22 protein-coding genes and 1 pseudogene are annotated in these 23,874 nt (G+C 70.3%); 14 read left to right on the top strand and 9 right to left on the bottom strand.

The features are described from left to right. From Plo01_RS34020 to Plo01_RS34005, 4 genes and pseudogenes are all read right to left on the bottom strand, one after another. Positions 1-576: pseudogene (locus Plo01_RS34020) on the bottom strand (sensor histidine kinase); the annotation flags it as partial. Positions 577-662: 86 nt separating this feature from the next. Continuing rightward, a complete protein-coding gene (proC, locus tag Plo01_RS34015; RefSeq protein ID WP_203894855.1) occupies positions 663-1,457 on the bottom strand; it encodes a pyrroline-5-carboxylate reductase in 795 nt (264 codons plus the stop codon). Positions 1,458-1,498: 41 nt separating this feature from the next. Further along, positions 1,499-2,230 carry an ABC transporter permease gene (locus tag Plo01_RS34010; RefSeq protein ID WP_203894854.1) on the bottom strand — a complete coding sequence of 244 codons (732 nt, stop codon included), beginning with the start codon at positions 2,228-2,230 and terminating at the stop codon, positions 1,499-1,501. Further along, on the bottom strand, positions 2,227-2,967 hold the full coding sequence (locus Plo01_RS34005) for an ABC transporter ATP-binding protein (RefSeq protein WP_203894853.1): 741 nt from the start codon (positions 2,965-2,967) through the stop codon (positions 2,227-2,229). The genes Plo01_RS34010 and Plo01_RS34005 overlap by 4 nt, the downstream gene beginning before the upstream one ends. A 76-nt stretch (positions 2,968-3,043) precedes the next feature. Here Plo01_RS34005 and Plo01_RS34000 point away from each other — a divergent pair, with 76 nt between their 5' ends. The 8 genes from Plo01_RS34000 (at position 3,044) to Plo01_RS33965 (ending at position 14,274) form a co-directional block, all read left to right on the top strand. After that, positions 3,044-3,532, top strand: coding sequence for a hypothetical protein (locus Plo01_RS34000; RefSeq protein WP_203894852.1), 489 nt, complete (start codon positions 3,044-3,046; stop codon positions 3,530-3,532). Between the two features lie 251 nt (positions 3,533-3,783). Further along, entirely contained in the window at positions 3,784-6,672 is a 2,889-nt protein-coding gene (locus tag Plo01_RS33995) for a LamG-like jellyroll fold domain-containing protein (RefSeq protein ID WP_203894851.1), read from the top strand. Positions 6,673-6,915: 243 nt separating this feature from the next. Next, positions 6,916-8,793: a molecular chaperone DnaK gene (dnaK, locus tag Plo01_RS33990; RefSeq protein WP_203894850.1), complete on the top strand. Its 1,878-nt coding sequence runs from the start codon at positions 6,916-6,918 to the stop codon at positions 8,791-8,793. A 29-nt stretch (positions 8,794-8,822) separates the two neighbouring features. Next, entirely contained in the window at positions 8,823-9,467 is a 645-nt protein-coding gene (grpE, locus tag Plo01_RS33985; protein WP_239317606.1) for a nucleotide exchange factor GrpE, read from the top strand. 25 nt (positions 9,468-9,492) lie between these two features. Continuing rightward, positions 9,493-10,680, top strand: coding sequence for a molecular chaperone DnaJ (gene dnaJ / locus Plo01_RS33980; protein WP_203894849.1), 1,188 nt, complete (start codon positions 9,493-9,495; stop codon positions 10,678-10,680). 2 nt (positions 10,681-10,682) lie between these two features. Next, a complete protein-coding gene (locus tag Plo01_RS33975) occupies positions 10,683-11,030 on the top strand; it encodes a heat shock protein transcriptional repressor HspR (protein ID WP_203894848.1) in 348 nt (115 codons plus the stop codon). A 150-nt stretch (positions 11,031-11,180) separates the two neighbouring features. After that, on the top strand, positions 11,181-13,763 hold the full coding sequence (gene clpB, locus Plo01_RS33970) for an ATP-dependent chaperone ClpB (protein ID WP_203894847.1): 2,583 nt from the start codon (positions 11,181-11,183) through the stop codon (positions 13,761-13,763). 85 nt (positions 13,764-13,848) lie between these two features. Then, positions 13,849-14,274 carry a hypothetical protein gene (locus Plo01_RS33965; RefSeq protein ID WP_203894846.1) on the top strand — a complete coding sequence of 142 codons (426 nt, stop codon included), beginning with the start codon at positions 13,849-13,851 and terminating at the stop codon, positions 14,272-14,274. Here the strand turns inward: Plo01_RS33965 and Plo01_RS33960 are convergent. Continuing rightward, the gene (locus Plo01_RS33960) at positions 14,205-14,744 is read right to left on the bottom strand and encodes a tetratricopeptide repeat protein (RefSeq protein ID WP_203894845.1); all 540 of its coding nucleotides are present in this window, start codon (positions 14,742-14,744) and stop codon (positions 14,205-14,207) included. The genes Plo01_RS33965 and Plo01_RS33960 overlap by 70 nt on opposite strands. A 179-nt stretch (positions 14,745-14,923) precedes the next feature. On the opposite strand from Plo01_RS33960, the gene Plo01_RS33955 reads away from it, so the two are divergent. Further along, the gene (locus Plo01_RS33955) at positions 14,924-15,427 is read left to right on the top strand and encodes a hypothetical protein (RefSeq protein WP_203894844.1); all 504 of its coding nucleotides are present in this window, start codon (positions 14,924-14,926) and stop codon (positions 15,425-15,427) included. Between the two features lie 142 nt (positions 15,428-15,569). On the opposite strand, the gene Plo01_RS33950 is transcribed toward Plo01_RS33955, so the two are convergent. Beyond that, a complete protein-coding gene (locus Plo01_RS33950; RefSeq protein WP_239317604.1) occupies positions 15,570-16,211 on the bottom strand; it encodes a TetR/AcrR family transcriptional regulator in 642 nt (213 codons plus the stop codon). Between the two features lie 122 nt (positions 16,212-16,333). After that, complete coding sequence (locus tag Plo01_RS33945; RefSeq protein WP_203894843.1) at positions 16,334-17,428, bottom strand: CapA family protein; 1,095 nt, start codon at positions 17,426-17,428, stop codon at positions 16,334-16,336. A 125-nt stretch (positions 17,429-17,553) separates the two neighbouring features. Here Plo01_RS33945 and Plo01_RS33940 point away from each other — a divergent pair, with 125 nt between their 5' ends. After that, the gene (locus tag Plo01_RS33940) at positions 17,554-17,958 is read left to right on the top strand and encodes a Fur family transcriptional regulator (protein WP_203894868.1); all 405 of its coding nucleotides are present in this window, start codon (positions 17,554-17,556) and stop codon (positions 17,956-17,958) included. A 227-nt stretch (positions 17,959-18,185) separates the two neighbouring features. Here the strand turns inward: Plo01_RS33940 and Plo01_RS33935 are convergent, their stop codons facing one another. Together Plo01_RS33935 and Plo01_RS33930 are read right to left on the bottom strand one after the other, a co-directional pair. Continuing rightward, the gene (locus Plo01_RS33935) at positions 18,186-18,422 is read right to left on the bottom strand and encodes a DUF397 domain-containing protein (protein ID WP_203894842.1); all 237 of its coding nucleotides are present in this window, start codon (positions 18,420-18,422) and stop codon (positions 18,186-18,188) included. Positions 18,423-18,501: 79 nt separating this feature from the next. Next, positions 18,502-19,362, bottom strand: a complete 861-nt coding sequence (locus Plo01_RS33930) for a helix-turn-helix domain-containing protein (RefSeq protein ID WP_203894841.1) — start codon at positions 19,360-19,362, stop codon at positions 18,502-18,504. A 636-nt stretch (positions 19,363-19,998) separates the two neighbouring features. Between Plo01_RS33930 and Plo01_RS33925 the strand changes: the two genes are divergently transcribed. From Plo01_RS33925 to Plo01_RS33910, 4 genes are all read left to right on the top strand, one after another. After that, on the top strand, positions 19,999-20,241 hold the full coding sequence (locus Plo01_RS33925; protein ID WP_203894840.1) for a hypothetical protein: 243 nt from the start codon (positions 19,999-20,001) through the stop codon (positions 20,239-20,241). A gap of 67 nt (positions 20,242-20,308) precedes the next feature. Then, positions 20,309-20,887, top strand: a complete 579-nt coding sequence (locus Plo01_RS33920) for a hypothetical protein (RefSeq protein WP_203894839.1) — start codon at positions 20,309-20,311, stop codon at positions 20,885-20,887. A gap of 95 nt (positions 20,888-20,982) precedes the next feature. Continuing rightward, complete coding sequence (locus Plo01_RS33915) at positions 20,983-23,151, top strand: molybdopterin-dependent oxidoreductase (protein WP_203894838.1); 2,169 nt, start codon at positions 20,983-20,985, stop codon at positions 23,149-23,151. A 101-nt stretch (positions 23,152-23,252) separates the two neighbouring features. Continuing rightward, positions 23,253-23,807: an HD domain-containing protein gene (locus Plo01_RS33910; RefSeq protein ID WP_239317610.1), complete on the top strand. Its 555-nt coding sequence runs from the start codon at positions 23,253-23,255 to the stop codon at positions 23,805-23,807. Positions 23,808-23,874 lie beyond the last annotated feature (67 nt).

The raw sequence follows: 23,874 nt of genomic DNA, 5'->3' as shown, positions 1-23,874 counted from the left end.
CAGCCGGTTGGTCCGGCTCAGCTCCGCGAGGGTCTGCTCGCGCCGCTCCCTCTCCTGCTCGGCGCGCCGGAGCACCCAGGCGGTGCCGCCCATGAGGACGACGTTGGCGGCGATGACGGCCAGGGGCAGCATCAGGTCGGAAGCGGTCTCCCTGGGCAGATCGGAGGACTGGGCGGCGCCGGCCACGACCGCCACGGCGGCCACGCCCAGCAGCCGCCACGGCCAGCGCAGGAGGGTGAAGGCGTAGATGTAGGGGATCGGGGTGAACAACCCGAACGCGGGATCACGCGCCACCAGGATCGCCGCGATCACCAGCAGCCCGGTGAAGAACACCCCCATGATCCGTGGCCGGTCCCACCAGCCGGGACGCAGGGTGAACATGGCGAGCATCCACGCCGCGGCCAGCCCGCACAGGCCCAGATCGATGAGCAGCGCGTCATCCGCCGAGGGCTCCGCGATCACTGTCCTGAAGACGACCAGGGCGGCCAGCAAGGTGTACGGCACCGCGGTGACCAGGAAGAACGGTCGCTCTTCCGACGCCGCGGCCCCGGGGTCGGGCCGCCTCGGCCTGTTCATGATCTCCCTCATCGGTGGCGAGTCTACGGCCGGCCGAACCAGTCGATCTGTCGCTCCCCCGCCGGCGGGACCGGCGCTCCGCGGGCTCAGCCCGCGGCGAGCTCGCGGCCCCGGTCGCGGGCGGCCTCGATGGCCGCCAGGAAGGCCGCGCGCACGCTGTGGCGCTCCAGCTCGGCGATGGCCGCGATGGTGGTGCCGCCCGGCGAGGTCACGGCCTCGCGGAGGATGACCGGGTGCTCCCCGGAGTCGCGGAGCATGATGGCGGCGCCGACGATCGACTGGGTGACCATGTCGAGGGCGGCCGCGCGCGGCATGCCCAGCAGGATGCCGGCGTCCACCATGGCCTCGACGAGGTAGAAGAAGTAGGCCGGACCGCTGCCGGACAGCGCGGTGGCGGCGTCCTGCTGGGACTCGGGGATGCGCAGCACCTTGCCGACCGGCTTCAGCAGGCTCTCGGTGCGCTTCAGGTGCTCCTCCGAGGCGTGGGAGCCCGCGGAGATCACGCTCATCGCCTCGTCCACCAGCACCGGCGTGTTGGACATCACCCGCACCACCGGGACGTCCCCGGCGAGGTGCGACTCCACGAAGGAGGTCGTGATGCCGGCCGCCCCGGAGATCACCAGCCGGTCCTCCGGGACGTGGTCGGCGATCTCCTTCAGCAACGAGGCCATGTCCTGCGGCTTGACCGTGAGGATGATCGTCTCGGCGCTCTTGGCGGCCTCGGCGTTGGACATCACCCGCACGCCGTACCGCTCGCGCAGCGCCTCGGCCCGCTCGGCGCGGCGCGCGGTCGCGATCACGTCACCCGGCTTGAATCCGGCCCGCAGCAGCCCGGACAGCAGCGCCTCGCCCATCTTGCCGGTCCCGAGAATCGCGATCATACAAACGCACCTTGCCTAGGAATGACGTGGGGATGACCAGCCTACGGGGTCCTCCTGCGCAGGGTCGCGGCGCCGAGGAGCAGGGCCAGGACCGCCGAGCCCGCCACCACGGCCACGTCACGCCAGAAGTCGCCCTCGGCCCCGGCCGCCGCCGCCAGCTTCATGGCCTCGATCGCGTAGGACATCGGGAGCGCGTTGGAGATCCACTCCAGCACCGCGGCCATCTGGTCGCGCGGCACGAAGATCCCGCCGAGCAGGAGCTGCGGGAGCATCACGACCGGCATGAACTGCACCGCCTGGAACTCGGTCCGGGCGAAGGCGCTGCACAGCAGGCCGAGGGCGGTGCCCAGCAGGGCGTTGCCGAGCGCCACGACGACCAGGGGCCAGACCGGCGCGCCGAGCTCGAAGCCGAGCCAGGTCAGCGAGACCGCCAGCACCAGCGTCACCTGGACCGCGGCCATCAGGCCGAACGCCAGGCCGTACCCCAGCAGCAGGTCCAGCTTGCCCAGCGGCGAGGCCATGAGCCGCTCCAGGGTGCCCGACGTCCGCTCGCGCAGCGTGGCGATCGAGGTGACCAGGAACATCACCAGGAAGGGGAAGACGCACAGCAGGACGGGCGTCCAGGCGTTGAACGCCCGCTGGTCGCCGATCACGTAGTACAGCAGGATCATCACCAGCGTCGGCACCAGGGCCATCATCGCGACGGTGCGCCGGTCGTGCCTGAGCTGGGTGAGGATGCGCCTCGCCGTGGCCGCGGTTATGGAAGGGGTCATGTCCGTCGCGCCGTTCCCGTCTTCTCGCGCTCCGCGATGAGCCGCAGGAACGCGCCCTCCAGGTCCTCCGTCCCGGTACGGCCGCGCAGCGCCCCGGGCGAGTCGTCGGCGAGGATCTCGCCCTCGCGCATCAGGAGCAGGCGGTCGCACCGCGAGGCCTCGTCCATGACGTGGCTGGAGACGACGAGCGTCACGCCCCGTCCCGCCGCGAGCCCGCGGAACAGGTCCCACAGCTCGTTGCGGAGGACCGGGTCGAGGCCGACCGTGGGCTCGTCCAGCACGAGCAGCTCGGGACCGCCGAGCAGGGCGACCGCGAGGCTGGCCCGGCTGCGCTGGCCTCCCGAGAGCGTCCTGGCGATCTGCCGGGCCTCCGCCTCCAGCCCCACCTCGCCGAGGACCCTGCCGACGTCGTTCTTCGGCGCGCCGAGCACCGAGGCGAAGTAGGCCAGGTTCTCGGCCACCGTCAGATCGTCGTAGACGGCCGGGCTCTGCGTGGAGTAGCCCACCCTCGCGCGCAGCCCGGGACTGCCGGCCGGCTCGCCGAGGACCGTGACGTCCCCGCTCCCGACCACCTGCACCCCGACGATCGAGCGCATCAGCGTGGTCTTCCCGCACCCGCTGGGCCCGATCAGCCCCAGGACCGTCCCCCGCGGAACGTCGAAGGAGATTCCGTGCAACACCTCGCGCCGCCCGCGCCTCACCCGGAGATCCCGTACGGCGACCGCAGAACTCACCATATGTTGAATTTAGGCGTCTCCCATATCCGTGTCAACGACCACTGAACCGCTCGCGGGGGCGATCCGTCATAGGGGTATGCGTAAGATCGCGCCCCCGCTCCTGACCGGAGCCCTGCTTCTGACGATGAGCTGCGGGACCGGCGCCGGAACCCCGGCCGGCCCCGCGACCGCGGCCGGATCCGGCGGCACCGGGACGGCGACCACGCCGTCCCAGCCGGTGAGCCACACCGCACCGCCCCGGGACGAGTTCACCACCGGCCCGAAGCCGACCAAGCCGACGGGCGACGCCGACACCCCCCGGAAGGTCCGCTGGCTGAAGGCCAAGCCCGCCAAGGACGGCCGGAGCCTGCGGGTGATCTGGTGGTCCGGGGTGGAGCCCTGCCACGTCCTCGACCGGGTGACCGTGAAGCAGACGGCCAAGAAGGTGACCGTCACCCTCTGGGAGGGACCGAGCAGCAAGGTCGAGAACGCCGTCTGCATCGAGATCGCCATCCAGAAGGTGACGACCGTCAAGCTCAAGAAGCCCCTGGGCGGCCGGAAGGTCGTCGACGGCGCCAAGCGCTGACCGAGGCGCGCGGCGGACTCCGGCGGAACCCCCGCCGGAACCCCCGGCGGAACCCCCGGCGGACGAGCTGCCCTCCGGAGCCGGGCGGGCCCGGGACGGCGGGACGACAGGCGCCGGCGTACGGTGATCTTGATGTGGCCGTAGCCGATTCCTGTTGTTCCTGTGATATTTGATCGATTTATTGCAAGATATATCGATCATTCCCGGGCGATCGGGGCGCCTCGGGTGGGCACTGTCGTCCGAGGGGTTCCATGTCGAGGCTTCCGCGTGCCGTCCTGTCCGTCCTCCTGATCGCCGCCGGTCTGTCGATCCTCGCGCCGACCGCCGCTCAGGCTCTTCCCGCGGGGTTCCACAAGCAGTCCGTCATCACCGGGCTCCACCAGCCCACCAACGTCGAGTTCGCCTCCGACGGCCGGGTGTTCATCGCCGAGAAGAGCGGGATCATCAAGGTCTTCGACTCGCTCACCGACACCACCCCGACCGTCTACGCCGACCTGCGCACGCAGGTGCACAACTTCTGGGACCGGGGCCTGCTCGGCATGGCGTTGCACCCGAACTTCCCCTCCGACCCCCGGATCTTCGTGCTGTACTCCTACAACGCGCTGCCCGGCGGGACGGCGCCCAAGTGGCCGTCCAACCCCGACGGGGTCGAGGACACGTGTCCCACCCCGCCGGGCGCCACCAACGACGGCTGCCTCATCACCGGCAGGCTCTCCTCCCTCTCCTCCTCGGGGGGCACGGTCACCGAGACGCCGCTGATCACCGACTGGTGCCAGCAGTTCCCCAGCCACTCCACCGGTGACCTGCAGTTCGGTTCCGACGGGATGCTGTACGCCTCCGCCGGCGACGGCGCGAGCTTCAGCTACGCCGACTACGGCCAGGACGGCACGCCCGCCTCCGACGTGACCCCGGACAACCCGTGCGGCGACCCGCCGTCGCCGGTCGGCACCGCTCTCACCCCGCCCTCCGCGGAGGGCGGCGCACTCCGCTCGCAGGACATGCGCACCTCGGCCGACCCCACGGGCCTCGACGGCACCGTCATCCGGATCGACCCGAACACCGGCGCGGCCGCCCCGGGCAACCCGAACGCCGGCAACCCCGACGCGAACCGGGCCAGGATCGTCGCCTACGGCCTGCGCAACCCGTTCCGCATCACCCTCCGGCCCGGCACCAACGAGCTCTGGGTGGCCGACACCGGGTGGAACACCTACGAGGAGATCGACCGGATCACCAGCCCGACCGGCCCCGTGGCCAACTTCGGCTGGCCCTGCTACGAGGGCCCGAACCGGCAGGCCGGATACGACAACCTCAACCTGACCCTCTGCGAGAACCTCTACGCAGCGGGGACGGGCGCGCGCGTGCAGCCGTACTTCTCCTACCTGCACGCGAACAAGGTCGCCGGCCCCGGCGACCCCTGCCCCTCCGGCGGCAGCTCCCCGAGCGGGATCGCCTTCTACCCGGGCGGTTCCTATCCCGACTCCTACGACGGGGCGATGTTCTTCTCCGACTACAGCCGCTCCTGCGTCTGGGTGATGACCCGGGGCTCGAACGGCCTGCCCGACCCGGCGACCGTCGCGAACGTCGACTCGTCGGTCGGCCCGGTCGAGCTGGAGACCGGCCCCGGCGGCGACCTGTTCATGCTCGACATCAGCAACGGGGCGCTGGTCCGCTACATCTACGCCAACACCCCGCCGAACGCGGTGATCGGGGCGAGCGCGACGTCCGGCAACGCGCCGATGACCGTCCAGTTCTCCGGCACGGGGTCCAGCGACGACGACGGCGACCCGCTGACCTACGCGTGGGACCTGGACGGAGACGGCGCGCTGGACGACTCCACCTCCGCCACCCCCTCGTGGACCTACAACCAGCCGGGCTCCCCCACCGTCCGGCTCCGCGTGAGCGACGGCCGGGGCGGGCAGGACGACGCCACCGTCACGATCAACGTCAGCAACACGCCGCCGACCGCCACGATCAACAGCCCCGGCTCCACCGTGAAATGGGCCGTCGGCGAGACGATCTCCTTCTCCGGCGCCGGCACCGACCCGCAGGACGGCACGATCCCCGGCTCCAGGATGAACTGGGCGCTGATCATGCACCACTGCCCCAGCACCTGCCACGAGCACCAGATCACCTCGTTCACGGGGACGTCGGGGAGCTTCACGGCTCCCGACCACGAGTACCCGTCCCATCTGGAGCTGCGGCTGACCGTCACGGACGCCCAGGGCCTGACCGACACCGAGAGCGTGACCCTCCAGCCGAAGACGGTCCAGCTCACCTTCCAGAGTTCGCCCTCCGGGCTGCAGCTGGGCTTCAACAGCGAGCAGGCGACCACTCCCTTCACCCGCACGGTGATCGTGGGCTCCGCCAACTCCGTGTCCGCGCCGTCCCCGCAGACCCGCAACGGCACGGCGTACGGCTTCGCCTCGTGGTCGGACGGCGGCACCGCCGGCCACAACATCATCGCCCCGGCGAACGCCACCGCCTACACCGCGACCTACACCCCGACGACGACCGATTCGGGCCTGGTCGCCGCCTACGGCATGAACGAGGGCACCGGCAGCGCCGTGGCCGACTCCTCCGGCCGGGGCAACAACGGCACGGCCACCGACACCACCTGGTCGACGTCCGGCAAGTACGGCAAGGCCCTGACCTTCAACGGCAACTCCAGCTGGGTCACCGTCGCCGACTCCCCCTCCCTGCGCCTGTCCGGCGCCATGACCATGCAGGCGTGGGTCAAGCCCGCCGCGGGGGGAAGCGACTGGGGCACCGCCATGCTGAAGGAGCACGCCAGCGGCCTGGCCTACGCGCTGTACACCCGTGACAGCGCCGGAGTCCCCACCGCCTATCTGTCCACCAGCGGCGACTGGAACGCCGACGGCACCTCCGCGTTGCCGCAGGGCACCTGGAGCCATCTGGCCGCCACCTACGACGGCGGCATGCTGCGCCTGTACGTCAACGGCACCCAGGTCGGCCAGCGGGCCGTCACCGGGGCCATCCGCGCCGACGGCGGCTCCCTGCGCATCGGCGGCAACAACGTCTGGGGCGAGTACTTCTCCGGCCTCATCGACGAGGTCCGCATCCACAACCGCGCCCTGACCCCCGCCGAGATCGCCACCGCCATGAACACCCCGATCTCCTGACGGCCCGACCGTCCCCGGCCGAAGCGTCCCGCGAGACCTCTCGCGGGACGCTTCATGTTCTCCGGGATCCGGGGAACACGCGGGATCCGGGGAACACACGAGTTCCCCGGAATACAACGGGATTCGGGGAACACAGCGCCGCTCTTTTAAGTTGAGCCAGATAGACTCAAGTCGTTTGACAAGAAGGTCCAGACACCCGACTATGAGTCAGGCAGACTCAACTTTGACCACAAGGACGTACTCATGGCACGTGCGGTAGGTATCGACCTGGGGACGACCAACTCCGTCGTCTCGATCCTCGAGGGCGGCGAGCCCACTGTCATCGCCAACGCGCAGGGGTCGCGGACCACGCCGTCCGTGGTCGCCTTCGCGAAGAACGGCGAGGTCCTCGTCGGCGAGGTCGCCAAGCGGCAGGCCGTGACCAACGTCGACCGGACCATCCGCTCGGTCAAGCGCGAGATGGGCACCAACTGGTCCCAGGAGATCGACGGCAAGAAGTTCTCCCCCCAGCAGATCAGCGCCTTCGTCCTGCAGAAGCTCAAGCAGGACGCCGAGGCCTACCTGGGCGAGAAGATCGCCGACGCCGTGATCACGGTTCCGGCCTACTTCAACGACGCCCAGCGCCAGGCCACCAAGGAAGCCGGCACGATCGCGGGCCTCAACGTCCTGCGCATCATCAACGAGCCGACGGCCGCCGCGCTCGCCTACGGCCTCGACAAGGACCAGGACCAGACCATCCTGGTCTTCGACCTCGGCGGCGGCACCTTCGACGTGTCCCTGCTCGACGTCGGCCAGGAGGACGGCCACGGCTTCGTCGAGGTGAAGGCCACCAGCGGTGACAACCACCTCGGCGGCGACGACTGGGACCAGCGCGTCGTCGACGAGCTGGCCAAGCGCTTCCAGAACGCCCACGGCGTGGACCTGTCCAAGGACAAGATGGCCCTGCAGCGTCTGCGCGAGGCGGCGGAGAAGGCCAAGATCGAGCTGTCCAGCCAGTCCGAGACCAACATCAACCTGCCCTACATCACGGCCTCCGCCGAGGGCCCGCTGCACCTGGACGAGAAGCTCACCCGCGCCGAGTTCCAGCGGCTCACCGCCGACCTGCTCGAGCGCTGCAAGGGCCCGTTCAACCAGGTCATCAAGGACGCCGGCATCAAGGTCTCCGACATCGCGCACGTCGTGCTCGTCGGCGGCTCGACCCGCATGCCCGCCGTCACCGAGCTCGTCAAGGAGCTGACCGGCGGCAAGGAGCCCAACAAGGGCGTGAACCCGGACGAGGTCGTCGCCATCGGCGCCGCCCTGCAGGCCGGCGTGCTCAAGGGCGAGGTCAAGGACGTCCTGCTGCTCGACGTGACCCCGCTCTCGCTGGGCATCGAGACCAAGGGCGGCATCTTCACCAAGATCATCGAGCGCAACACCACGATCCCGACCAAGCGGTCGGAGGTCTTCACCACGGCCGAGGACAACCAGCCGTCGGTGCAGATCCAGGTCTACCAGGGTGAGCGCGAGATCGCGGCCTACAACAAGAAGCTGGCCACCTTCGAGCTGACCGGCATCGCCCCGGCTCCGCGCGGCATCCCGCAGATCGAGGTCACCTTCGACATCGACGCCAACGGCATCGTCAACGTCTCCGCCAAGGACCTCGGCACCGGCAAGGAGCAGACGATGACCATCACCGGCGGCTCCGCCCTGCCGAAGGACGACATCGAGCGCATGATGCGCGAGGCCGAGTCCTACGCCGAGGAGGACAAGCGGCGCCGCGAGGAGGCCGAGACCCGAAACAACGCCGACTCGCTCGTCTACCAGACCGAGAAGTTCGTCGCCGAGAGCGGCGACAAGATCCCGGACGACATCAAGACCGAGGTCAACGACTCCGTCGCCGAGCTGAAGAAGACGCTGGAGGGCACCGACACGGCCGCGATCCGCGCCGCCGCGGAGAAGCTCGCCACGGTCAGCCAGAAGATGGGCTCGGCCATCTACGCCCAGTCCCAGCAGGGCGCCGAGGCGGGGGCGGGCGCTCCCGGCGCCGGGGCCACCGAGGGCGACGGCCAGAAGACCGACGACGACGTGGTCGAGGCCGAGATCGTGGACGACGAGCCGAAGCGCGAAGAAGGCAAGTGACGGCGCGGAAAGCCGAGGGGAGCACGAGCGTGAACACGCGTGAGAACGGCTCCGGGGAAGAGCCGGTGATCCGCGACAACCGCAAGATCGACCCGGAGACGGGGAAGGCGCGGGAGACGGGCAACGGGGAGCCCGGGCAGGCCGACACGGCCGAGCAGCCCGGCTCCCCCGCCGCCGCGGCCGCGGACTCCGCGAGCTCCGCGGGCGCGGCGGGCGCCGACCTGGCCTCGGTCGAGCTGGCCGCCCAGCTCGCCGAGCGCACGGCGGACCTGCAACGCCTCCAGGCGGAATACTCCAACTACCGCAAGCGGGTCGAGCGGGACCGGGCAGCGGTCAAGGAGATGGCGGTGGCCGGCGCGGTGTCCGAGCTGCTGCCGGTCCTCGACGACATCGGCCGGGCACGCGACCACGGGGAGCTCACCGGCGGCTTCGCGAAGGTGGGAGAGTCGTTCGAGGCGGCGCTCGCGAAGCTGGGTCTGACCTCCTTCGGCACCAAGGGCGAGCCCTTCGACCCGATGGTGCACGAGGCCCTGGTGCACAGCTACTCGCCCGACGTCACCGAGCCGACCTGCGTGGAGATCCTGCAGTCTGGTTACCGGATCGGCGAGCGAGTGCTGCGCCCCGCCAGGGTCGCGGTCGCCGAGCCAGACGAGTCCACCCCGGCCGACAACTGATCCACTACCTGGCAAAGGAAGATAGATGAGCACCAAGGACTATCTGGAGAAGGACTACTACGCCGTCCTTGGTGTGCCCAAGTCCGCCACCGCCGATGAGATCAAGAAGGCGTACCGGAAGCTGGCCAGGCAGTACCACCCGGACGCCAACCAGGGCAGCACGGAGACCGAGGCCAAGTTCAAGGAGGTCTCCGAGGCCTACGACGTCCTGTCCGACGGCAAGCGCCGCAAGGAGTACGACGAGGCGCGGACGCTGTTCGGATCGGGCCTCGGCGGTTACGCGGGAGCCCCGGGGGGCGCCCGCCCGGGCGGGTTCTCCTTCGACCTGGGCGACCTGTTCGGCGGCACCGGGCAGCAGGGCGCCGGGGATCGCATCGGCGACATCTTCGGCGGCCTGTTCAACCGGGGCGGCGGCGCCGGCGCCGGCCGTACCGCCGGGACCACCAGGGCGCGGCGCGGCCAGGACGTCGAGTCCGAGGTCACGCTCTCCTTCACCGAGGCGGTCGAGGGCGCCACGGTCTCGCTCCGGCTCACCAGTTCCTCGGCCTGCACGGTGTGCGCCGGCACCGGGGCCAAGGCCGGGACCACCCCGCGGGTCTGCCCGACCTGCGAGGGCACCGGCGCGGCCAGCCGCAACCTGGGGAACTTCGCCTTCTCCGAGCCGTGCCGCGACTGCAAGGGCCGCGGCCTGCTCGTGGACGACCCCTGCCCGGTGTGCGAGGGGAGCGGGCGGGGCAAGAGCACCCGCACGATCCAGGCGCGCATCCCGGCCGGGGTCGGCGACGGCCAGCGCATCCGGCTCAAGGGCAAGGGCGCGCCCGGCGAGAACGGCGGTCCCGCGGGTGACCTGTACGTCCAGATCCACGTCAAGCCGCACGCGGTCTTCGGCCGCTCCGGCGAGAACCTGACGATCACCGTGCCGGTCACCTTCGCCGAGGCGGCGCTCGGCGCCGAGATCAAGGTGCCGATCCTCAAGGGACTGCCGGTCACCCTGCGCATCCCCGAGGGCACCCCGAACGGCCGCACCTTCCGGGTGCGGGGCCGCGGCGTGCCCCGCAAGGACGGCACCAAGGGCGACCTGCTCGCCACGGTCGAGGTCCTGGTGCCGCAGCGGCTCGACGACAAGGCCCGCGGCGCCCTGGAGGACTTCCGGGACGCCACCGCGGGCGGCGACCCGCGAGCCGAGTTGATACAGCAGGCCAGAAGCGAGTAGCCATGGACGCCAACTACTTCGATCTGTCGGACGACACCCCCGTCTACGTGATCTCGGTGGCCGCCCAGCTCTCCGGGCTGCACCCGCAGACCCTGCGCCAGTACGACCGGCTCGGCCTGGTCAGCCCCGGGCGCACGGCGGGACGGGGGCGGCTCTACTCCACACGCGACATCGTGATGCTCCGCGAGGTCCAGCGGCTCTCCCAGGAGGAGGGCATCAACCTCGCGGGCATCAAGCGGATCCTGGCGCTGGAGAACGAGACGCTGCGGCTGCGCGAGGAGGTCCACCGGCTCCGCGCCGAGCTGGCGACGATCCGCGCCCTGGTCCGCTACCAGCTGCCACCGGCCTGATCCCGCGGTCGTCCCGAGCACGTGACGAGGGCCGCGAGGGGGCGCCGGTGCACTGGACTGAGGAGGGCGAGGGAGCGCAGCGACGGAGCACGACGAGGGAAGGCACCGGTTACCAGCCCCGAGCCGCCGAACGAAGTGAGGCAAATATAGATGGACTACAAGCTCACCCAGAAGAGCCAGGAAGCGATCTCCTCCGCCATCCGGCGCGCGGCCGCCGAGGGCAATCCCGAGGTCGCCCCGGCTCACCTGCTCACCTCGTTGCTCGCTCAGAGCGGCGGCACCGCCGTGCCCCTCCTGCAGGCCGCCGGCGCCGACTGGAAGCAGGTGCGCACCGAGGCCGAGCAGCAGCTCGCCGCCCTCCCCAAGGCGCAGGGCGCCACGGTGAGCGCCCCGTCGAGCTCCCGGCAGCTGCTCACCGCGATGAACACCGCGGCCCAGCGCGCCCGGCAACTGCAGGACGAGTACGTCTCGACCGAGCACCTGATGGTCGGGCTCGCCGCCGACGGCGGCCCGATCTCCCAGCTGCTGAAGTCGCACGGCGCCGGGCCCGAGGCGCTGCTGGAGGCCTTCGAGAAGATCCGGGGCAACGCGCGGGTGACCAGCGCGACCCCCGAGGACACCTACAAGGCGCTGGAGAAGTACGGCGTCGACCTGACCGAGCGGGCCCGTTCCGGCAAGCTCGACCCGGTGATCGGCCGCGACTCGGAGATCCGCCGGGTCATCCAGGTGCTCAGCCGCCGCACCAAGAACAACCCGGTGCTCATCGGCGAGCCCGGCGTGGGCAAGACCGCCGTCGTGGAGGGCCTGGCCCAGCGGATCATCGCCGGCGACGTGCCCTCCAGCCTGAGGGACAAGCGCCTGGTCTCCCTCGACCTGAGCGCGATGGTCGCCGGCGCGAAGTTCCGCGGCGAGTTCGAGGAGCGGCTCAAGGCCGTGCTCACCGAGATCAAGGAGAGCGAGGGGCAGGTCGTCACCTTCATCGACGAGCTGCACACCATGGTCGGCGCGGGCGCGGCCGAGGGCGCGATGGACGCGGGCAACATGCTCAAGCCCATGCTGGCCCGGGGCGAGCTGCGGATGATCGGCGCCACCACCCTCGACGAGTACCGCGAGCGCATCGAGAAGGACCCCGCGCTGGAGCGCCGCTTCCAGCAGGTCTACGTGGGCGAGCCCAGCGTCGAGGACACCATCGCGATCCTGCGCGGCCTCAAGGGCCGCTACGAGGCGCACCACCAGGTGCAGATCTCCGACGGCGCGCTGGTCGCCGCCGCCGCGCTCTCCGACCGCTACATCACCTCCCGGTTCCTGCCGGACAAGGCGATCGACCTGGTCGACGAGGCCGCGTCCCGGCTCCGCATGGAGATCGACTCCCGCCCCGTGGAGATCGACCAGCTCCAGCGGAGCGTCGACCGGATGAAGATGGAGGAGCTCGCCCTCGCCAAGGAGACCGACGAGAGCAGCCGCCAGCGCCTGGAGCGGCTCCACCAGGAGCTCGCCGACCGCCAGGAGGAGCTCAACGCCCTGATCGGCCGCTGGGAGCGGGAGAAGGCCGGGCTCAACCGGGTCGGCGATCTGAAGAAGCAGCTCGACGAGGCCCGCGTCGCCGCCGAGCGCGCCCAGCGTGACGGCGACTTCGAGTCCGCCTCCCGGCTGATGTACGGCGACGTGCCCAGGCTCGAGGCCGAGCTGGCCGCGGCCAGCGCCGCCGCCGAGCCGGAGGAGGCCATGGTCAAGGAGGAGGTCGGCTCCGACGACATCGCCGAGGTGATCTCGGCCTGGACCGGCATCCCGGCGGGCCGCCTGCTGGAGGGTGAGACCGCCAAGCTGCTGCGCATGGAGGAGGAGCTCGGCAGGCGCCTGATCGGCCAGCACGAGGCCGTCCAGGCCGTCTCCGACGCGATCCGGCGGGCCCGCGCGGGCATCTCCGACCCCGACCGGCCGACCGGCAGCTTCCTGTTCCTCGGCCCCACCGGCGTCGGCAAGACCGAGCTGGCCAAGGCCCTGGCGGACTTCCTGTTCGACGACGAGCGGGCGATGGTCCGCATCGACATGAGCGAGTACTCCGAGAAGCACAGCGTGGCCCGCCTGGTCGGCGCCCCGCCCGGCTACGTCGGCTACGAGGAGGGCGGCCAGCTCACCGAGGCCGTGCGGCGCAGGCCGTACACCGTGGTGCTGCTCGACGAGGTGGAGAAGGCCCACCCCGAGGTCTTCGACATCCTGCTCCAGGTCCTGGACGACGGGCGGCTCACCGACGGGCAGGGCCGTACCGTCGACTTCCGCAACACGCTCCTGATCCTCACCTCCAACCTCGGCTCCCAGTTCCTCGTGGACCCGAAGCTGGAGAAGGACGCCCAGCGCGACGCGGTGATGGAGGCGGTGCGGGGCCGGTTCAAGCCGGAGTTCCTGAACCGGCTCGACGACGTGATCCTGTTCGACGCGCTCGGCACCGAGGAGCTGTCCAGGATCGTGGACCTCCAGGTGGCGCACCTGGCCAGGCGGCTGGCCGACCGGCGGCTCACCCTCACCGTGTGCCCCGCGGCGCGCGAGTGGCTGGCGCTGACCGGATACGACGCCCTGTACGGCGCCCGCCCGCTCCGCAGGCTGGTGCAGTCGGCGATCGGCGACCAGCTGGCCAGGAAGGTGCTCTCCGGCGAGATCAAGGACGGCGACGAGATCGTGGTGGATCTCGACGACGCGAGGGACGCCCTGTCCATAACTCCGGCAAGGAGTTGACCGGGATCCGGTCAAAGCCGCTCCCGGGGGACGTCCCGCTGTTACCTTCAGCAGTCGTCTGACCGCTGGAAGTACGGGGGTAGCGGTGAACGCATCGCGGAACGTCCGGGGGGTGCTCGCGACCGCGGCGCTGGTGGCCGGGGTGAGCTGGATGACGGCCGCCCCGGCCGCCGGCGCCGCCGACGGGCGGCGCGTCCCCGTCGAGAGCGTCGCGATGCCGGCCATGGAACGGCTCGCGCGGACCGCCGGCCTGCCCGGGCTCTCGCGCGCCTCCGCCGTCATCAGCGTCGCCGACGCGGGCGGTGTCGCGGCGGGCCTCGGCTTCCCCGCCCTGCCCTTCGGCGCTCCCGGGCGCCCCGGCCTGAGGTGGGTGGAGCTGCTCTCGCCCATCCCGGACCTGCCCGGCCTGCCGGGCGCGCCCGCCGCCCGCGTCTGCGCCCGTCAGTGCGACACGTCGAGCAGTGCGTCCAGCTCGTCCTCCGGCAGGCCGAGGTCCACCCGGATCAGATAGCGGACCCGCAGCAGCGCGGCGTGTTCGCCGCTGCCCGGGGCCGCCGCCCGGGCGCCCTCGGTGGCCCAGACGTGGGCCTCGTGGGGTTCGCCGTAGGCGGCGAGCGTCTCGGCCACCGCGAGGGCGGTCACCGGGGAGACGTCGCCGTCGGCCTTGATCGCTTTGATCACCTCATGGGCCTCACCCGGCTGTTCCAACTCGAAGAGCGTGTCGGCGATCCCCGTCCGGGGATCGACGCCCACCTCCGTCCCGTCCTCCAGCGCCCTCTGGAAGCAATCGAGAGCACGAGCGGGCTGCCCGGCCTGCCGCCACGCCTCCGCGGCGAGCACGAGGATCGCCGCCCGCGGCATATCGCCCGACACGTATGCCTCGACCAGCGCTTCCAGCCGCCGGGCGAGGTCTTCGTGATCGTCGGCCAGGAGGGCTCGCTCGAGAAGTCGATCGAGGTGCTCACGTGTCACATGCGCCACACCGCGAGAGTACCGAGCGTGGCTCTACTGCGTCCGCCCAATAACAGGTATCGGTTAAGCAATCACATGTACACACTTGACTACGCTGAGCGTGTTCTCCGAGGAAAGCGGGCATATGCGGGTCGCATCCGCCGGTGAAAGCCGGTGGAGCGATGTCACGGGGAGGAGCGGCGGTGGGAATGTCCAAGCAGAGGACCTTCACCCTGGCGTGTGCGGCCCTGCTGGCCGTGGTCGTTCCCGGGGGCGCCGGATACCTCTCCGCGAGAGTGGACGCCGTCGAGGAGACCTATCGCAGACTCTCCGCCCTGGAGGACCGGCTGCGGGATTCGGAGCGCGCCGGGCAGACGCAGTGGATCACCGCGCCCGTCCCGGCGCCGTGCGACCTCGTCCCCCGCTCCCAGCGGGAACCGGACGGGGCGCAGGAACCGCCCGTCTCGGCCCGCGGGCCGGACGCGGGCCGGGAGAGACCGGACAGGGCGGCGGACCGCGAGCGCAGGCGTAAGACGCACGGAGGGGACGGTGAGGTCATCTCGCCGATCGGGGAGACCGTGCGGGGCACGGTCGTCCGGGAGAGGCGGTACTGGCTGGAGGGGCCGGAGACGGCCGAGCGGTCCGGCGGGCCGGTCCCCAGGCCGCTGGCGGAGAACCCCGCGGACCGGTCCCCCGAGAACCCCCTGGGCTGACCCGGAAGGCGCGCCGGGAGCCCGGAATGCCATGGCGAGCCGCCGGCCAGGAGAGTGCCGGGTTCACACCCACACGGGTCCCCGTCCGGGGGGTTCGGGGTTCACGCCCGCACGGGCCCCCGTCCGGGGAGACCCCGGCAGGTCAGGCTCTGGCGAACTGCCGGTTCAGGTAGCCCCGGATCAGGCGCTTGGCCTCCCCCACGACCTGCGGGGCGCCGTCCGGGTCGTGCCGGAAGGCCAGTTTCAGCACGGCGTCCCCGGCCTCGACCGCGACCATGATGGCCAGGTCGAGCTCTTCGCTGTCGGCCAGGCCGTACTCCTGCAGGAGCAGGCCGCGCAGCCGTCCGGCGATCACCGTGTTGTTCTCGGAGACCGCGTCGAGCAGGTTGAGGTCGACCACGTCGCCGAAGTGCAGGGACCGGAAGCCGGGGACGGTCCTGTGCATCTCGACGTACTCGTCGATGATCGCGTCGACCGCCTCCCACCAGCCGCCGTAGTCCTCCGCGAGGAAACGCGCGCCGATCCGGGAGATGAAGCGCTCCACGTGACGCCGGGTCACGGCCTGCGCGATGGCTCGTTTGTCCGGGAAGAACTGGTAGACCGAGCCGATCGCGACACCCGCGCGCTCGGCGATCCGCGTGGTGGTCAGCGCCTCGTAACCGATCTCGTCCAGCAGGTCGGCGCAGGCGTCGAGCATCCGCTCGACGCGCCGTGCGCTCCGCCGCTGGGTGGGCTGACGCCGCAGTGGAGCCTCACCGGACTCCTCGACAGGCAGGGTGGACACCCCACCATCTTGCCCGCCCGTTCCCTCCAGGTCAGGCCCTCTGAGCCAATCAGATGATTTGCCCGGCTATCAGGGCGATCGGGGGCAATCACCGATTGACCCCGTCTGCTCCCGTCAGCCGATCACCCGCGCGGCTTCGCGGCCAATCCCGTGCACCCGCGCAGCGCCTTCCAGCCCGTGACGGCCTGCTGCCGGGCGGTCCCGGTGAGCGGAACCGGCACGCCGCCCTGGATGGTGGCCGGGGTCCACTGGTCCTTGAGCACCTGGCGACCGTTGATCGTCAGCGTGAGCACGCCGGTCCTGCCGGTGTCCGGGCCCCAGTTGTAGAAGACGAAGTTGCCCAGGCCGTAGTTGACGTAGGCGTTCTTCAGGTAGCCGCCGCCGAGCAGGATGTGCGCGTGCCCGCCCACGATCACATCGGCCCCGGCGGCGACCAGCTTGGGAGCCAGGCCCCGCTGCGCCTCGTTCGGGCACTTCTGCAGCTCGGTGCCCCAGTGCAGGTGCACGATGACGGTGTCGGAGTTGCGCCGCGCCTTGCGCACCTCCTGGATGAGCCGCGCCTCGTTCTTGGCGGACGCCAGGCCGCCCTTGTCGCCGGAGGCCGTCCAGGCGGAGATGAACTCGGCGTCGAGCACCTGGGTCGCGCCGATGATCGCCACCCGGTTGCCGTTGACGGTCGTCCGCCACGGCTTGTACGCCTCGGCCTCGTTCTTGCCGACGCCCACCATCGGGAACTTCGCGCGCTTGACCGCGGCCAGCGAGTCGGCCAGCCCGCTCTCCATGTAGTCCATGCCGTGGTTGTTGGCCATGGACGCCACGTCCACCCCGGCCGCCTTCAGCGCGGTGAGCGCGCTGGCGGGGGCCCGGAAGGTGTACTGCTTGCCGGGGGCGGGGGTGCCGCCGGTGGTGATGGCGGTCTCCAGGTTCACCATGGCGAGGTCGGCCTTGCGGAGCACCGAGGCGATCGGCCCCATCGCGGTGCGCGGGTTGGCGTTGAGCCTGGTCCGCAGGACCCCCTCGAAGTGCACGTCGCCGCCGAAGGAGATGGTGTACGGCTTGCGCTCGGGGGTGGGGGTGGGCTCGGCCGAGGTGGTCGGCTTCTCCGCGACGTCCGGCGCCGCCCCCGGGGTGGAGGACTCGGCCGCCGTGCAGGCCGCGGCGAGCAGAACGGAGGCGGCGGCGCAGGCCACCCCGAGACGGCGGGTATACGTGTTCATCACTACTGAGCATGCCATCTCAAGCACGGTGGAGGGGACGACTCGCTTCGCGGGAAATCCTCTCGCCCCTATCGGAGGGAGTCCGGAAGGTGAAGGACTCACGTTCGCGACATGATCCGGCGGCCATGGAGGACGGCGACCGGCTCCGTCACGCCGGGCTGCGTGTCACCGCCGCCCGGCTGGCGATCATGCAGACCGTGCGGGAGGGCGACCACCTCGACGCGGACGCCATCCACCGGGGCGTGCTGCGACGGGTCGGCCAGGTCTCCCTGCAGGCCGTCTACGAGGCGCTGAACGCGTTGCACGGCAGAGGGCTTCTCCGCCGGATCGAACCGGCGGGCAGTCCCGCCCGCTACGAGACCCGGATCGGTGACAACCATCACCATCTCGTCTGCCGCCGGTGCGGCCGGGTCACGGACGTCGACTGCGCCGTCGGGCACGCCCCCTGCCTCGACCCCGTCTCCGACGCCGGATATCTGGTCGACGAGGCGGACGTCACCTACTGGGGCGTCTGTCCCGGCTGCCGCTGACGGATCCGCACAGGCGAAAACGGCGATTTCCCATGCGCTCCCGGCGCGGCTTCGCCCTTCCGGGAGGGCGACCGCTCCGCTCACCGGAGCCGGAGCCGGAGCAGAAAGCAGAAAGCAGAAAGCAGGAAGCAGGAACAGCCTGGCTCATCGTGGCCGCGTCGAAACGACGGAACCGAGGCGGCTCGCCCGTCCCCGGCGAGCCAGGCCGCTCAGCACATCCGTGCGACTCAGCGGTCCGCCGCGAATGAGAGCCGGTCGTCCTGGAGGTCGAACTCGCCGTCCTTCACCCCGGCGACGAACGCATCCCACTCGGCGGGGGTGAAGACCAGGGCGGCGTCCTCGGGAGCCTTGCTGTCCCGGACGCCGATCAACCCGCCGGAAAGCCGGGCGACCTCCACACAGTTCCCCAAATTGCTCCGGCTGCTCTTTCTCCAGATGGCGCCCGACAGGTCGACATCGTTCATTTCTTGTTCTCTCCTTGCGACGGGAAGCATCTTCGGTCCCCTTTAGAGCAGGCAACTGCCCCGCAGTGTGAGAAGACGGCTATCTCCAACGTTCTTCGATGACGTTTCCGATGAGCTCCCTTGACGCGTCGACGCCGAACGCTTCAGACTGAAGCTGACTGAATGCGATCTCGTAGTCGTAGACAAGCTTCTCGTTCTCCACGAAACGCGAATCGTGAAGCGCCTCCAGATAGACCATGTCATGGAAATCTGGAAACGTGAGGTGCAGGAAAGAACCGCTGTTGACCGGATTCGACCCGCTCAACGACAGCACCTGCACCCGGATGTTCGGCAGTCTGGACCATTCGATCAGACGTTCAAGCTGTTCGCGCATCACGCTCGCGCCGCCGAAGCGACGCAGCAGCACCGACTCGTCCAGAACCACCCAGAGTCTGAGCGGATCCGCGCTTCTGAGAAGATGATCCTGACGAGCCATACGCGTCTTGACCAGATCACGGAGCTCACCTGGCGGAATCCGCATAACGGCCTGCGTGGCACGGATGACCTCGCGGGCGTAGTCCTCGGTCTGGAGCAGACCTGGCACGATCTGGGGTTCCCAGTTCAGTGCCGATGTCGCCTCCGCCTCCAACCCCAGCAAGGTGATGACTTCCGGGGACAGAGAGTCAGAATAGTCCTCCCACCACCCTCTCCGGGTCGCATCCTGGTGAAGATCAAGTAACTCCTGCTGCCGGACCTCGTCCACCTCGTACAATCCGGCGAGAGCCTCGACATCGCTCCTGCGAGGCATGGTTTTGGCGTTCTCGATCCGGCTGACCTTGGACGCCGACCATTTCAATCTCGTCGCGACGTCTTCACCGCTAAGGGCGCGGCGCTCACGCAGCCGACGCAACTCCTGACCGAGCCTGAGCCGGCGAACGGTCGGACTGCCACGCTCGAGCAACGTCCTCCCCCCTCACCGATATGAAGCTGTATCGCCGCAGGGCTGCTCAAGAGCCTCTTCAGAGGATCCCGCGCCTCATCGTACACTGCAAGTTGCACGGAATGCTGCGGCCATTTTCCCGGCAATTCTCCGGGCTCCCTCACTCTGAGCTTCACCGCGAAGAGGGTTGTCTAGAGAGCTTTCGCGCAGGCTACGGGCCCATACGAAGATTTTTCACGTATCGCGGCACCACTCACCCCAGAGATTCGCCGCGCCTCCGGAGCAGCTCCAGTCACCCGCCTCACAGGACGGTCGGTACACCTGTCGTGCAAGTTGCACGCAGGATTGCACTCCAACTTCTCCGATAGTTCCGCAGAAGGTATTGCAGCATTTGACATCCGGGAGGAGTATCTGCTTAGGGGTTCCACCAGGCGGGACTGCGACGACCGGGACTGTGCCGACGCCTCAGACTCGCCGCCGACTTCGGGAGGCCGACGGGGGAAGAGCGGCAGCAGCGCGCGACGGCTCACAGTCGCACACATCCGATCTCACGCACGATCGCACAGAGCCCTGAACGGGCGAATAACGCACCGGGCCGGCGGCCACCAGCCCGGTTGCCACAAGAGCTCCGCATCGACGCCACGAAAGGAGCCTCCCATGCACTTTCACGGTATCAATGGGGTCTCCCGGGTCAAAATCTGGATCCTCCACCAGATCGATCGAGCCGACCGGGAACTCTGCATGGACCAGGATGAATGGGCCTATCGGCTCGGCTGGACCGTGAAGGAGAACGGTTTCGGGGCCCGGTCCTACCACAATCCCCTATTCGACCTGCAGAAGGCCGAGCGCATCTATTCGGAGGCCTGCGCGGAGAGCGTGAGTGGAAATGCCGCCGCGTGATTTCCGCAACGCAGCCCGTCATCGGCCGCCGGACGGCTCCGGCCCGCTCCGGCGGCCGTCGTTTCTCGTGCGGATCTGGCGCTGGCGGACGGAGACCGCCCTCGCCGCCGCGACCGGCGCCGTCGCGGTCCTGGTGATCGCCGCTCTGCGGGAGGGCGACTGGTGGCCGTTCCTCGCGCTCACCAGCACCGTCATGGCCCCCGCCGTCACTTCCTCGGGGCGCGGCCGGATACGCGCGCACCTGTACTGCGTGGTCTCCCGGCACCGGATCCAGCGGGTGTGCATGGAGATCCCCTCACTGCACACCCGGACGGGCAGAATTCCGCTGATCATGCGCATCACCCCCACCGCCGCCGGCGAACGGGTTGTGATCATGACCAGGGCCGGGATCTGCGCCTCCGATTTCCGGGCGCACGCCGAGGAGATCGCCGCGGCGTGCCTCGCCCAGCGGGTCACCGTCTCCCGGCACCCCCGCCGGGCGAACATGATCATCGTGGAGATCGTCCGCAGGGGCGCGAGCACCCCCGTGGGACTCTCCCCCGAGTTCGAACGGCTCTACGGCGAGACCGGCTGGACCACCCCCCGGAAGCGGTCGCGCGAGACCGGGGAGGAACCGCGAGGGCACGGCCTCCCACGGACCGCGTAACCGCTCGGAGGAAGCCCCGGAGACCGTCTCCGGGGCTTCCTTTCGCCTCCGGTGCCGGGTAATGATGAGTTCGTTGACCGAACTCAGGAGTGTCCATGAGAACCGCGCACCGGACCTGTCCCCTCTGCGAGGCCGTGTGCGGCCTGCGGCTCACGCTCGACGACGCCGAGCACGTCGTCTCGGTCAAGGGCGACCCCGACGACCCCTTCTCCAAGGGCTTCATCTGCCCCAAGGGCGCCAGCCTCGGAGCCCTCGACGAGGATCCCGACCGGCTGGACGCCCCGATGGTCCGCGACGACGACGGCCGGTGGCGCGAGGTCACCTGGGAGGAGGCCTTCCGCGCCGTCGAACGCGGCCTGTCCGGCGTGATCGGAGCCCACGGCCGCCAGTCACTGGCGATCTACCTCGGCAACCCGAACGCGCACACCGTGGCCGGAGCCCTGTACAACCCGCCGCTGATCAAGGCCCTCGGCACCCGGAACGTCTTCTCCGCCAGCACCGCCGACCAGATGCCCAAGCACGTCTCCTGCGGCCTGATGTTCGGCGACCCGCTCGCCATCCCGGTCCCCGACCTGGACCGCACGGACTACCTGCTGATGCTCGGCGCCAACCCGCTGGAATCCAACGGCTCGCTCTGCACCGCCCCCGACTTCCCCGGCCGGCTGAAGGCGCTGCGCCGGCGCGGCGGCAGGTTCGTGGTCGTCGACCCCCGCCGCACGCGCACCGCCTCCCTCGCCGACGAGCACGTGTTCGTCCGGCCCGGCGCCGACGCCTACCTGCTGTTCGGCATCGTCCACACCCTCTTCGCCGAGGGCCTCACCGCGGTCGGCGTCGAGGTCGAGGGCCTGGACCGCGTCCGCGAGCTGGCCGAGGAGTTCTCCCCCAAGGCGGTGGCCGAGGCGTGCGGGGTGCCCGCCGACGTCATCACGCGGCTGGCGCGCGAGCTGGCCGCCGCCCCCACCGCCGCCGTCTACGCCCGCATCGGCACCTGCACCGCCGAGTTCGGCACCGTCTCCCAGTGGCTGGTGGACGTGATCAACGTCCTGACCGGCAACCTCGACCGCCCCGGCGGCGTCATGTTCGCCAAGACCGCCGTCGAGATCGGCCGCAGGAGCAAGCCGTACGCCACCGGGCGCTGGCACAGCCGCGTGCGCGAGCTGCCGGAGGCCAACGGCGAGCTGCCGGTGGCCACCCTCGCCGACGAGATCGAGACGCCGGGAGAGGGCCAGGTCAGGGCGCTGGTCACGGTGGCGGGCAACCCGGTGCTGTCGGCGCCGAACGGCACCCGCCTGGACCGGGCCTTCGCCGGCCTGGAGTTCATGGTCTCCGTCGACCCCTACCTCAACGAGACGACCCGGCACGCGAACGTCATCCTCCCGCCGCCGCCGGTGCTGCGCTCGCCGCACTACGACCTGTCCCTGCTGTTCGTGGCCGTGCGCAACTACGCCAGGTTCTCCCCGCCGGTGCTGCCCCCGGAGCCGGGGCGCCCCTCGGAGTCGGAGATCCTCGCCCGGCTGGCGATGATCGCCTCCGGGCAGGGCGCGGACGCCGACCCGGCCCTGCTGGACGAGGTGATCCTCGACCAGATGCTGCGCCGGGCCGTCCAGACGCCCGGCTCGCCCGTCGAGGGCCAGGACGCCGCCGAGCTCCGCGCGGGGCTGGACGGGGACACCGGGGCGGAGCGGCGGCTGGACGCCATGCTCAAGCTGGGCCCGTACGGACTGTCGCTGGCCGCGCTCCGGGAGCACCCGCACGGCATCGACCTCGGCCCGCTGCAGCCCCGCCTGCCGGAGATGGTGCGCACCGCCTCGGGACGGGTGGAGCTGGCCCCGCCGCAGCTGGTCGAGGACGTCGTACGGCTGCGCGAGCGGCTGGCCGCGCCGCCCCCGGAAATCGTGCTGATCGGACGGCGGCACCTGCGCTCCAACAACAGCTGGCTGCACAACGTGGGGCCGCTGGTCGGCGGGAGCAACCGGTGCACGCTGCAGATCAATCCGCGGGACGTGGCCCGGCTCGGGCTCGACGGCCACGCCGTGGTGCGCAGCGCCGCCGGGGAGCTGACCGTGCCGCTGGAGCCCACCGACTCGATCATGCCCGGGGTGGTCAGCCTCCCGCACGGCTGGGGGCACGCCGGGACCACCCAGCGGGTCGCGGCCGAGCACGCCGGGGTCAGCGTGAACGCGCTGACGGACGAATCCAGGATCGACCTTCCCTCGGGGAACGCGGTGTTCAACGGGGTTCCGGTCACGCTCGCCCCCGCGTGAGGGCATGGCCGATCGGGAAACATGTCGCGGCTCGGACTAGGCTTGCGCAGGTGACCACCCCTCCAGAACAGGACCGTCTGCACGCTCAGCTCTCCTTCGCGATGGAAATCGACAAGCTCAGACGAATCGTCCGCCGCAACACCCTGTTGGACGGGTCCCGCCGGGAGAACGACGCCGAGCACTCGTGGTACGTGGCCATGCTGGCGATGGTGCTGGCCGAGCACGCTCCGCCGGGGATCGACCTGGACCGGGTCGTCGCGATGCTGCTCGTCCACGACATCGTCGAGATCGACGCGGGCGACACGTTCATCTACGACGCCTCGGCCGTCGAGGCCCAGCTCGGCATCGAGCGCAAGGCCGCCGACCGCATCTTCGGGCTGCTCCCCGAGGACCAGGCGGAGCGGCTGCGCGCGCTCTGGGACGAGTTCGAGGAGCGCGCGACCCCCGAGGCCCGCTTCGCCAAGGCCCTCGACCGGATCGCGCCGATCCTGGCCAACCATCACAACGAGGGCGGCACCTGGTCGCTCTACAAGGTGACGGCGGATCAGGTGCTGGAGAAAGTGAAGATCATCGAAGAGGGGTCACCGACGCTCGGCGCCTACGCCACCGAGATCGTCGAACTCTCCATCAGCCGGGGACATCTGGAGCGTGCATAACGCGGTTCCCGGGTAGGTCCCTATAGCGTGAGAGGGGGCGATGGTGGAGGAAACAGTGAAAACGGGG

Origin of the sequence: Planobispora longispora (assembly GCF_016863135.1) — a bacterium.
Lineage (GTDB): Bacteria > Actinomycetota > Actinomycetes > Streptosporangiales > Streptosporangiaceae > Planobispora > Planobispora longispora.
The sequence above is the reverse complement of the archived record's forward strand: the minus strand, read 5'-3'. Positions and strand labels throughout refer to the sequence as shown.